Annotated in this window: 9 protein-coding genes; 7 read left to right on the top strand and 2 right to left on the bottom strand. The window is 33.0% G+C overall.

Going from position 1 to position 11,305, the window contains the following annotated elements; all coding sequences use genetic code 11:
• Nucleotides 1-249 precede the first annotated feature (249 nt).
• Nucleotides 250-411 carry a hypothetical protein gene (locus tag ACXJH6_RS04510; RefSeq protein WP_456470572.1) on the top strand — a complete coding sequence of 54 codons (162 nt, stop codon included), beginning with the start codon at nt 250-252 and terminating at the stop codon, nt 409-411.
• Complete coding sequence (locus tag ACXJH6_RS04505) at nt 405-1,238, top strand: N5-glutamine methyltransferase family protein (protein WP_456470571.1); 834 nt, start codon at nt 405-407, stop codon at nt 1,236-1,238. The genes ACXJH6_RS04510 and ACXJH6_RS04505 overlap by 7 nt, the downstream gene beginning before the upstream one ends.
• Before the next feature lie 11 nt (nt 1,239-1,249).
• Here the strand turns inward: ACXJH6_RS04505 and ACXJH6_RS04500 are convergent, their stop codons facing one another.
• Together ACXJH6_RS04500 and ACXJH6_RS04495 are read right to left on the bottom strand one after the other, a co-directional pair.
• On the bottom strand, nt 1,250-2,380 hold the full coding sequence (locus ACXJH6_RS04500; protein ID WP_456470570.1) for an MFS transporter: 1,131 nt from the start codon (nt 2,378-2,380) through the stop codon (nt 1,250-1,252).
• A complete protein-coding gene (locus ACXJH6_RS04495; RefSeq protein WP_456470569.1) occupies nt 2,377-2,652 on the bottom strand; it encodes a hypothetical protein in 276 nt (91 codons plus the stop codon). Before ACXJH6_RS04495 ends, ACXJH6_RS04500 begins: the two co-directional genes overlap by 4 nt.
• Before the next feature lie 41 nt (nt 2,653-2,693).
• On the opposite strand from ACXJH6_RS04495, the gene ACXJH6_RS04490 reads away from it, so the two are divergent.
• The 5 genes from ACXJH6_RS04490 to ACXJH6_RS04470 form a co-directional block, all read left to right on the top strand.
• Entirely contained in the window at nt 2,694-5,444 is a 2,751-nt protein-coding gene (locus ACXJH6_RS04490; protein ID WP_456470568.1) for a MutS-related protein, read from the top strand.
• 50 nt (nt 5,445-5,494) lie between these two features.
• On the top strand, nt 5,495-6,055 hold the full coding sequence (locus ACXJH6_RS04485; protein ID WP_456470567.1) for a TetR/AcrR family transcriptional regulator: 561 nt from the start codon (nt 5,495-5,497) through the stop codon (nt 6,053-6,055).
• Nucleotides 6,052-7,317, top strand: coding sequence for a TolC family protein (locus tag ACXJH6_RS04480; protein ID WP_456470566.1), 1,266 nt, complete (start codon nt 6,052-6,054; stop codon nt 7,315-7,317). Before ACXJH6_RS04485 ends, ACXJH6_RS04480 begins: the two co-directional genes overlap by 4 nt.
• Nucleotides 7,314-8,399, top strand: a complete 1,086-nt coding sequence (locus tag ACXJH6_RS04475) for an efflux RND transporter periplasmic adaptor subunit (RefSeq protein WP_456470565.1) — start codon at nt 7,314-7,316, stop codon at nt 8,397-8,399. The genes ACXJH6_RS04480 and ACXJH6_RS04475 overlap by 4 nt, the downstream gene beginning before the upstream one ends.
• Before the next feature lie 135 nt (nt 8,400-8,534).
• Nucleotides 8,535-11,305 (top strand): efflux RND transporter permease subunit (locus ACXJH6_RS04470; protein WP_456470564.1); only part of this gene is annotated, 2,771 nt, incomplete at its 3' end.

Raw genomic sequence — 11,305 nt, 5'->3', positions numbered from 1 at the left:
GTTTAGGGGAAAAGAAGCGGTTATTAATGATAAGGAAATTTTTGAGAAGTTTATTAAAAATAATCTTTGTTGTAAGTTTGAAGAGTTTGGGGAAATTAATAGTAAAAAAGCACTGGCAAAAATTTATAAAGACACAAAAGCAAAAAACTTCACACAAGTGATATTACGATAATACACAGAAAAAAAGATACACTTCCTCAAATTTTTTATGACGATTTTGAGCCTAAAATTAGCGGAAGAGTAGTTGTTGTGGAAAATTATGAGAGTTTTTTAAGAGTGGATTTTAAATTCCAGAAACTATATCTTAAACAAAGGTATATTGAAGATAAAGTAAGCAAAATAAATAATGTATATAAATTAATAAAAAAACACGCAGCGGTTGTAGAGCAGGAGGTATTTGATAAATGCTGATAAAAGACTTTATAAAAGAACCAAACGGAAGTTATATTTTAGAAAAAATTTTAAACAAAGACAAAACATGGATATATTTAAACGATAATCTTGAAGTACCAAAAGAGGCTTTAAAGATTTTGCAAAAAGTGAAATCGGGTTATCCTATTGAATATATGTTTGAGGAAGTCTGGTTTTACGGGGATAGGTTTTATATAAAAGAGGGGGTGCTTATTCCAAGGGATGATACGGAGGCGGTTGTGGAAAGAGTGATACAATTAATCAATGGAAAATGGAAAATGGAAAATGAATGCATGGTTGTTGATTGCTGTACAGGAAGCGGGGTTATTGGAATAGAGATAGCTAAACATACCGGTGCAAAGGTAATAGGGACTGATTTAAGTGAAAAGGCGATAGAGATTGCGAGAAAAAATATTATGTTAAGTGGAATGGAAGATAGAATTAACGTTGTAAAAGGGGATTTGTTAAAAATTTCAGAAGAAAATTCACAAAAAGAGAAAATTGAGATTGAAAAATTAGGCTTTGAAATTGAAAACGGGTTTATAAAAGCAGATATTTTAGTTTCAAACCCTCCTTATGTGGAAAACAGCTGGAAAAAACCGAATGATTATGAGCCGGATTTGGCGTTTTACGGGGGTGATGACGGGCTGGATATTGTAAAAAAACTTATAATTCAGGCAATAAGTCTCAAATATAAAGCCGCTGTAATAGAAATAGGGTATAACCAAAAAGAAAAATTAAGCGCCTTTTTAAAGGGTAAAGTTAAAAGTTTTGAATTTTTTGAAGATTTAGCGGGGAATGTAAGAGGGGTTGAAATAATAATATAATAAAAGATATTTTAAATTTTGATTGTGTAGATAAAAGGAATTGAAAGAAAAGTAAGAACGGCTGCAATTTCAAAGGTATTAAAAAGTCCTAAATGTTGACCTAAGATTCCTGCAAAAAGAACGATTAAAGAGCTGATTCCAAAATTAATAAACATATAAAGACTGTTTATAAAGTTTGGCGTATCGGTTTTAAGATCGTGAGTAAACGCCAGAAGTACTGGGGATTGGGAAAAAAGAAAAAATCCCAAAAACGGGAGTATGAAAATTGAGTTCGTAATCAAAAAGAGTATTAAAAAAAGACTCGCCCCTATTGTTTGAAAAAGCAGAGCTTTTTTTCTGCCTATTTTATCTGATATTCTTCCACCGTAAAACGCCCCTAAAATTCCACCCGCTTGCATAATACCAAAAGCCACCGCTGCAAATTCAGGACTTTTTCCGTTTTGAGTCAAATATACCGGTAAAAAAAGGCTAAGGGAAAATTTTGAAGTGTAGTTTAGCATCATAAAAGAGCCGAGTTTCATAAAAAACGGGCTGACTTTTCTTAGAGTTTTTTTAATTTCTGCAGTTTCGAATTTTTTTGCTTTGTATTTTGGTGTATAGTCTTTTAGTTTGATATAAAGAAAAATAGAAGCGATTATTCCAAGTATTGAGAGTCTAAGTATTCCTTCAAGCCCCCACATAGAAATAACCGATGCGGCAAGCAGAGGTCCGATTGTTCTTGCACTCTCTCCTGCAGCCATAAAATAGCTCATTCCTTTTCCGCTTTCATTACCTGAGAATTCTTTTATCATAGAAGGGCTTGGGATATGAAAAAAGGTGGCGCTTATTCCGGCAATAAATAAAAGTAAAAGTGCTAAAAAATATGAATTTACAATTCCTAACAGTCCCATAGATATTGCCGTTACGGAGGGGGCTAAAATTACAAAATATTTTGCATTTGTGCGTTCTGCTATTATTCCTAAAATAGGATTAAAAAGTGCAGGTATTTTTCGTGCTATATCAAATAATGATGCCTGAGTCAGAGTAATTCCCATTCTTTCTATCAGAAGAGGAAGAATGGGAGCTAGAAGTGCCGAAAAAATATCGTGTGTAAAATGGGCAAAAGAGATTAATAAAACTTTTGATTTTTGAAATTGTTTCATTTAGCAAGTTTTTCGTTCATTTTAATATATTCGGGTTTTGTTTCAATGCACTGCATTGCTGGTGCGGCTTTGGGGTCGTCTCTGAATATTACGACACAGTGCATTCTAGGGTATCCTTGCGTGTCAAACTCATAGACCCTTGGATTAATACCGCTGGTTTCTATCGTATAAGCTAACGTATTTACTGTTTTTTTAAAAACTCCCATTATGGAGTTCCAGTTAAAAGCAAGTGAAAAGCTAGCGAAAATTATGGTAAAAATCAGTTTTTTCATGGTATTCCTTTTTGATATAATTATATATAAAAAAGGCAAAAATGGATATCAATAAGCTTCTAAATTCCAAAAAACTTCTAACTGAAATTTATTTTGAGCTTCAAAAATACTACGATAATTTATATCCCAATGCCGTAGTTTTAATGGAAGTGGGGACTTTTTTTGAAACATATGAAGCCGAGGGGGTTGGAAAAGCCAGAGAAATAGCAAATGTTTTAAATATACAGCTGACTAAAAAAAACAAATCCATTCCGGAGATTAACGTTAAAAACCCTCTTATGGCGGGATTTCCAAACCATGCTCTTGATAGGTATCTTGAAAGGCTTATAGAAGAAAACAAATATACGATTATTCTCATTAAACAAAAAGGCACTCCTCCAAATGTTAAAAGATATCTGGCTGAGATTATATCTCCTGGAGTTAATATAGAATATTCAAAAGATACGGAAAATTACGTAACTTCAATTATTATAGAAAAATATTCGGCTTATCACGTCGGATTTGCCAATGTTGATTTAAATACGGGTAAAAGTTATATTTATGAAAATTATTCCACAAAAGACGACCCGACTTTTGCTTTGGATGAGCTTTTTAGACTGTTACAGACCTATAAAAGTCATGAAATAATTCTGACGTTAAAAAATGTGGATTGTGACGAAATTGTTAATTATTTGGAACTTGACGGTAAAAATATAATTATCAATAAAACGAGAATGAAAATAGATTATCAAAATGAGCTTTTTAGAAGGGTTTATAATATTCAAAGTTTTTTAAGCCCTATTGAAGTGATGAATCTTGAAAAATATCCTCTGATTACGGAAGCCCTGGGTATTTTGCTTGAGTTTGTAATTGCCCACAATAAGGAGCTTTTAGATAAAATTCAGCCTCCCGCTCTCATTCGGGACGAAAAATTCGTATATCTTGGTAACAATCCTATAAAGCAGCTTGAAATTAATAAAGTTTTAAAGCTTATTGATAAAACTAAAACCCCTATGGGAAGACGCCTTATAAAAGAAAGGCTATATAATCCTATTCATGATGAGGATGAGCTTGAGAGAAGATATAAGGCTGTTGAATTTATGCTGAAAAGATATAAAGATTTTGAGGGGTTTTTAAGAGATATTTACGATGTGGAAAAGATAAACAGAAAAATAAAAATAAAAAAACTTCATCCTTTTGAGCTTGGATTTTTACTCAGTTCGTTAAAAGCCGGAAGCGAAATTTATACGAAACTCAGAAAAAAACCGACAAAACTTGATAATTTTGCCGAGTATCTGGAAAGTAATTTTGATTTTGAAAAAATCAACGTAAAGTTTGAAGATATTAAAGAATCATTTTTTAAAGAGGGAGTGGATAGAGAGCTTGATGAGCTTCTAAGAGAAAAAAACTATTATTTTAACGAGCTTAAAAAAATAAAAGAAAAGATTGAATCGTTAGGGGATATAAAAGCTGATATAGGAGTGCTTGATAAAGAGGGGCATTATCTTTCTCTTACAAAGACCAGATTTAATTTAATAAAAGATAAATTTTTAGAGACTTTTTTGGAAGTTGACGGAAAAAATGTATTTTTTAAAGATCTCAGAGTAAAAACACTTACCAACAGCGTAAAAATAACGGGAGATATTATTGATTACCTCAGCGAAAAAATATTGGCAATAGAAGCTAAGATTATTAACCTGACTTCCAAGCTTTATTTAAAAAAACTTGAAGAGATTGAAAAAAAGTTTGATTTTCTTGAAGAATTTGCCGCTGAAATAGCAAAAATAGACGTAGCTATTTCAAGTGCCAAAGTAGCTAAGGAGAGGAACTATTTCAGGCCTAAAATATCAGATAAAAAGCCTGTTTTTAAAGAACTTAGACATCCTTTAATAGAAATAAATCAGGAAAACGGGGTTTACGTTCCAAATGACGTGGATTTTAACGAATATACTGGAATGCTGTTATACGGAATCAATAGCTCGGGTAAAAGCTCTCTTATGAAAAGTGTGGGTATTGCCGTATTTTTGGCCCAAAGCGGTTTTTTTGTCCCGGCACATTTAGAATATAAGCCTTACGGGGGAATTTTTACGAGAATTGAAGCAAAGGATAATCTTGCTAAAGGTCTTTCGACATTTGCCGTGGAGATGCTTGAACTTAAAAACATATTCAACAGAGCCGATAAAAATTCTCTGGTATTAGGCGATGAAATAGCTCACGGAACGGAGACGCTTTCTGCTCTTAGCATTGTGGCAAGTGCTGTTATAAAACTTGCCAAAAAGGATATTAATTTCGTTTTTGCCACCCATCTTCACCAACTTATGGACCTCGAAGAGATAAAAGAGCTAAAAAACGTCGTTGCAAAACATCTTGAAGTATGGTTTGACGGGGAAAAACTGATTTATGACAGGAAATTAAAAGACGGCAGCGGAAGCAGCGTTTACGGACTTGAGTTTGCCAAATCAATTTATATGGATGAGGAGTTTTTAAAAACGGCGGAAAATATAAGAAAAAAATTAAGTGAAGAATACAGCGAGCTTGAACTTCTTATGAAGAAAAAACGTTCACGCTACAATAAAAAGCTTTATGTAACCACATGTGCTATATGCGGAAAAACGGTAGATGACGTACATCATATTGTGGAAAAGGAAAAAGCAAAAGAAGGGTTTGTGGGGCATATGGACATTCATCATAAATATAATCTTATACCTCTTTGTAAAAAACACCATAAAATGGTTCATGAAGGAAAAATAAGAATTTTGGGATTTGTAACTACAAGTAAAGGAATAGAGCTTCACTGGGAGGAGGTTGAATAATTGTTGTTTTTTTTGATATAATTTTACTTACCGGTAAGTAAGGAGAAAAATTGGATACCAAAGAGAAGATTTTAAAAGAGGCTTTAAGAGTGTTTGCCCAAAAAGGTTATGCCAGAACATCTCTTGAAGAAATAGCAAAAAACGTCGGAATTACAAAACCGGCCATTTATTATCATTTCAAAAGCAAAAAACATTTATACAATGAAATATTTATCGAATATTTTTCAAACTTAAAATTCGAATTTAAAGGTTCATTGGAAGAAGACTTGAAAGTATATATTAATAAAATAGCTGATATGTTTTTAACAAACAAGGATTTGGCAAGACTTTTTGCAAGAGAGCTGGTGTGTCAGGGAAACAATTTAGAAGAAAGAACGATAAAAGAAATTTCAAAAACAATTAAATATCTTACTAAAATTTTAGAAAAAACAGACATAAACCCGTTTTTTATCCAGACGCTCATCATGTCTTCTTTTACGAATTACTTAAATACCCTCTCTATAAGAGAAAAAGTTAGCGGTTTAATAAATTCTCCGAAACTCATAAAAGAATTCGATATAAAGCACGAAATTTATAACACTGTAATTCTTTACATAAAGGCACACAAATGAAAAAAGCAATTCTTTTAAGCGCTGTTATTTTAACGTTGAATGCGGGGGAAATTACAAAACTGTTTGATGCAATAGAAAAAATCCCCCAGACAAAACTTGACAATGTTTTAATTCGGGAAGTAAAAGCCAACAAATCGGAAATCAAATATTCCCTTTATCCCAAAATATCACTGTTTGCAAGTGCCGAGCATTTTAATTCCCCGACAAACGTAAGACCTTCTCCCCCTACCGTAACTGCCAAAATTACAAAGGAAAACGGAGGGTATTGGTTTTCAAAAAACATTTATCGGATAGGTTTTAATATGTCTATGCCGATTTTTATAAAAGAGATATACGACAATAAAAAGAAAATGGAACATATTCTAAAAGCCGTCGAATATAAAGCAAAAATCAATCTTTTACAAAGGCAAAGCACACTTGTAACGCTTGTCAGCAACCTTAATTATCTTTATGAACTGAAAAATGCGCTAAACAAACAGCTAAGCTCTGTCCAAACCACATATAACGCCGTAAAAAAAGGCGTGGAGGTAGGAAGAGTGCCTGAATTTAAACTGTTAAGACTTAAAGATGCAATAAACAATTTAAAAATTAAAATAAGTGACATCAATACAAAAATAGAAGAGCTGAAATCAAAAATTTATATTTTAACCCAAATTGAAGTAGATAAACCGATAAATTTAACGGCATTAAATATTCAAAAAGGAGAATTTTTTGCCTTAAAACCCCTAAAAGAAAACTTAAAAGCTTCATATTTTGATATTAAAGCCAAAAAAGATAAAAAGTTGCCTAAAGTGGTTTTGCAGATAAAAGGAAACCGTGCTTTTGCCAAGGCTTATAATAACAATGATGGTTTGGCTTTAAATTATGGGAGTGCGGGAATTTATGTTAACTGGGAAATCTTTAATAAAACACATGATGTTGAGATTCAAAAGGCAAAAATTGCAAGAACAAAAACGGCGCTTGAAATTCAAAAAACATTGAATGAATTAATTTCACGGATAAAAACTATTAATAACAATTTAAAAGAAGTAAAAAAACAGCTTCTTTTAGCCAAGGATTCTGTATCGTTAAAAGAAGAACTTTTAAAGGGGGCAAAAGTTGCGTTTAAGCTGGATAGAATGACAGTGGATGATTATTTAAATTATGAAAACGACCTTGCAAAAGCCAGGGCAGATGTTGCAAATCTAATCGCAATCAAAAATTCGCTAATTGCTCAAAAAGCGTTTATTTATGGAAAAAATCTTAAAAAGGTGTTCAAATGAAATTAATAAAATTTTTTATTGCAATTGTTATAGCCGCTTTAATAGTAGCAGGCGGAGTTAAAATAATTAAAAAAAGGAAAGCTGAGGAAGCCGGTATTCCAAAACCGGCTGTTTATCCTATTGTGGTAAAAACATATCAACCGAAAGAAGAAAATTTACTATTGACACTTCCTTATCTTGCACTTGTCAAAAATTCGAACGAAGTTACTGTTAATTCAAAATTCGCAGGAAGAATCGAGTTTGTTAAAGAGTTGGGGGAAAAAGTAAAAAAAGGCGATATTGTAGTGAAAATTGACAGCAGCGATTTAAAAGCAAAACTAAAATCAGTTAACGAAAACATAAAATCCCTAAAAGCAAAACTTACAGCTCAAAACATAGCGTTAAATAATTTAAAACTGACACACAAACGAACAAAAGAACTTTTAAACGTAAAAATGGCTTCAATTGAGCAGTATCAAAACGAAGAAAGTAAATTAGCAGAACTTAAAGCTTCTATTAAAGCTACAAAAAATGCTATAAAAGCGGCAAATGCGAATAAAAAAGCGATACTTCAAAATCTCACTTATACGGTATTAAAATCACCGGTTGACGGGGTAATAAGCGCTAAATTTTTAAATAAAAACGACAATACATTCCTGGGCAAACCTATATTAAAAATAACTTCAAACAAAGGAAACTATCTTTTCTTAACGTTACCTGAAAACAGAAAAGAAATAGTTTATAAAGGCAGAATTTATCCTTTGATTGCATTAAATTCAACATACAACGGGCTTAAAACATTTAAATCCGAAGTTAACGACAATACGCTTTTACCTGGCGAAAAAGTAAATATAGACGTGGTTGAATTTAAAGGTAACGCCACAGCACTTCCGTATAATGCAATTTTAAGCGTTAATGACAGACATTATGTCTTAATACCTCAAGGCAATAAAGCTTTACCGCAAGAAATTCATATTTTGGCGGAAGGCAAAAAAGTAGTGGCGGTAAGAGAAAAAATCAATTCACCTGTCATTTTAGCAGAACCCGATTTGCTTTTGAAAATAAAAGCGGGACACCCTATAACAGTGAACAGTGGAAAGTGAACAGTGAAAAATGTAAAATGGAAAATGAAAAATGAAAAATAAAAAGGTTTGCACGACAAATATTTTTGAAATAAAACTATGCCAACTAATTGCAAATTACAAATATACCAATAACCAAGACATTAAAGGATAAAAATGTTTGAATATTTTTACAAACAAAGGCATTTTCTTTTTGCAATCATAGCCGCTATGTTTGTATTCGGGATTATAGGCCTTATTAAAACGCCTAAAAACCTATTTCCGGATGCAAATCGTCCAGAAGTGGTTATATTTACGCAGGTCCCGGGTGCGCCGGCCAATGTGGTTGCTACTACCGTATCAAAACCTATCGAAGAAGAAATGGCAACCCTCAGCCACGTATATGAAATAAAATCAACAAACGTTCCGAACTTTTCAATAGTTCATGTTGTGTTTGATTATACCAAATCTCTTCAAGACAGTGCCGTTGACGTATCAAACGCACTAAACCGTATAAGGGATAAACTGCCTCAAAATTCAATTCCGGCTTTATATCTGGTTGGTGATTTTACCATGCCGGTTGACGTTTTTGCCCTTAGTCCCAAAAACGACTCAATTACACTTCCTGAAATCAGAAAAATTGCAGACAGTTATATAAAACCTGAGCTTTTAAATAACAAAAATATAGGAAACGTAGAAGTTTTCGGAGGATATGATAGTGCGATTATGATAAAAACAGACCCTTTGAAACTTAAAAAGTATGGAATTTCTTTTGATACTTTATTTAAAGTTATACAATCCACTCAAAGAGATTTTCCTATAGGGTTTTTAAAAGATGAAAAAAATTTTTTAACTTTAACTTTTTACGGAGATGAAAGTGATGTTAAAAAAATAAAACAGATTTTTATAAAACCGAATGTAAAATTGAGCGATATTGCCGATATTTCTTGGCAATATAAAACGGTAAACAGCGCATATATCGGAAACAACACTCCGGCAATTGCTCTCTCGGTCCAAAGAGCACCCGGTGGAAGTCTGCTTGATACAAGTACGGCTGCAAGAGAGGTTATGCAAAAAATTAAAGAAAAGTATCCTAATATTAAAATAAGCGTATCCGATACTCAGCGTACTCTTGTAGAAACATCAAACGAAAATATGCTTGAAGCATTAAGGGATGCAATTATTTACACATTGTTTGTTTTACTTTTGTTTTTGGCGAATTTCAGGGCGCTTATTGCCGCCGCTCTTTCAATTCCTATGGTGTTTTTCGGGGTAATTGCGTTTTTGTATCTTACGGGACAGGGGCTCAATATTGTGATTTATACAGCCATTATTTTGGCTTTAGGGATGCTAACCGATGATGCGGTTGTTGTGCTTGAAAACATAGAAAGGCATCTTGAAAGCGGAGAAGAACTGCAAAAGGCTATTTATAACGGAACAAAAGAAGTGTTAATGCCGATTTTTGCAGGAACCATTTCCACAATAGCAATAGTGTTTCCTTTAATGTTTGTAGGAGGCTTTCCTCAGAAAATATTCCGCCCGTTAATCGAAACACTGATAATATCATTGCTTATCAGCTGGTTTTTATCAGTTACTTTTATTCCGGTACTTTCAAATTATTTATATAAAAACGGATATTCAAAAACAAAAATCGAAAAATTTTTTGAAAAACTGTATCAAAATACTATAGGAAGATTGGTCGCCCCTTATGTCGGTGTTTTAAAATGGACAAAAGGCAAATTCTCCGTTTTAAGAAAAACGGTTTTGATTTTAGGCGCGCTTATTGTATTGATGGCAAGTCTTAAAAACATTATGCCGCTTATCGGAAGAGATGTTATGCCTCCGATGGATACGGGGATTATAAAAGCAAAAGTTGAATTCTCAAGTAACTTAAACGCAAACGAAAGTGAAAAAAGACTTAAACCGTTTTTTGAATGGCTTAATAAACAGCCGTGGCTTGAAAAAAGTTCGGTTGCTATAGGTACTGAAAAAGGGGTTTTATCAATCGGAGGCAAAGGAAGCGGAAACAGCGTAATGATGACTATTATTGCCGTTGACAGATTTCACAGAAACAAAACAATCTGGGAGCTTGAAAGAGAAATTAGAAAACAGCTTGCCAAAATAGAGGGAATAAAATATTTTAACGTATTTGATTTCGGGGCTACGGCATTATCTACGATTTCAGCTCCACTGGCTGTTCAGTTTAGAGACGATGATTATAAAAAATTGCCTCAATTGGCCCATAAAGCGGAAGATTTGATAAAAAACATAAAAGGAATTACTACAACTCAGATAAGCTGGGATAAAGATTTTAAAGAAGCGGTAATCGAAATAGATAAAAATAAAGCTCTAAGTTATGGATTAACTCCGGCTGCTATTATTTATCAAATTGCGCTCAAAGACCAGCCGGTTTCCATATCCAGTAAATTAAGCTCTATGAACGTTCAATTCGTAAGAGTAAGATTTAGCGGAGATTTCGGTAAAAATTTACAGGTTCTCAGATTTTTGCCGATTGATACAAAAAACGGCGTAATTCCTCTAAGCGAAATTGCTAAAATTAAAACTCATTTTACATATAATAAAATAGAAAGATTTGGCTTACAATATGCCATAGAAGCTCAAGGATACAGAGAAAAAAGGCCTGTAAGCAAAATTACGGCAGACGCTGATAAAATATTACATCAGCATGGGATTACAAATTATTATCATGAAGGTGATATAAAAGAGATGAAAGATTCATTTAAAAGACTGATAAAAGCTGTTATAATAGGAGTGATAGTGTTAATCATGGCTTTAATGGTAGTATATCAGTCTTTAAGGCTTTCACTTGTTATGATACTTGTTTTACCTCTTTCAATGATTGGAGCTAGTTGGGCTTTGTTAATAGCTCATAAGCCTTCGTGTATGCCTAGCATGGTGGGATTATTGTTACTGTTTGGTATTATTAT

This window comes from Caminibacter sp. (assembly GCF_053999135.1).
The sequence above is the reverse complement of the archived record's forward strand: the minus strand, read 5'-3'. Positions and strand labels throughout refer to the sequence as shown.

Coding starts and splice junctions, on each gene's coding strand:
- ACXJH6_RS04505 (WP_456470571.1), top strand. CDS start 405: ATGCTGATAAAAGACTTTATAAAAGAACCAAACGGAAGTTATATTTTA.
- ACXJH6_RS04500 (WP_456470570.1), bottom strand. CDS start 2,380: ATGAAACAATTTCAAAAATCAAAAGTTTTATTAATCTCTTTTGCCCAT.
- ACXJH6_RS04495 (WP_456470569.1), bottom strand. CDS start 2,652: ATGAAAAAACTGATTTTTACCATAATTTTCGCTAGCTTTTCACTTGCT.
- ACXJH6_RS04490 (WP_456470568.1), top strand. CDS start 2,694: ATGGATATCAATAAGCTTCTAAATTCCAAAAAACTTCTAACTGAAATT.
- ACXJH6_RS04480 (WP_456470566.1), top strand. CDS start 6,052: ATGAAAAAAGCAATTCTTTTAAGCGCTGTTATTTTAACGTTGAATGCG.
- ACXJH6_RS04475 (WP_456470565.1), top strand. CDS start 7,314: ATGAAATTAATAAAATTTTTTATTGCAATTGTTATAGCCGCTTTAATA.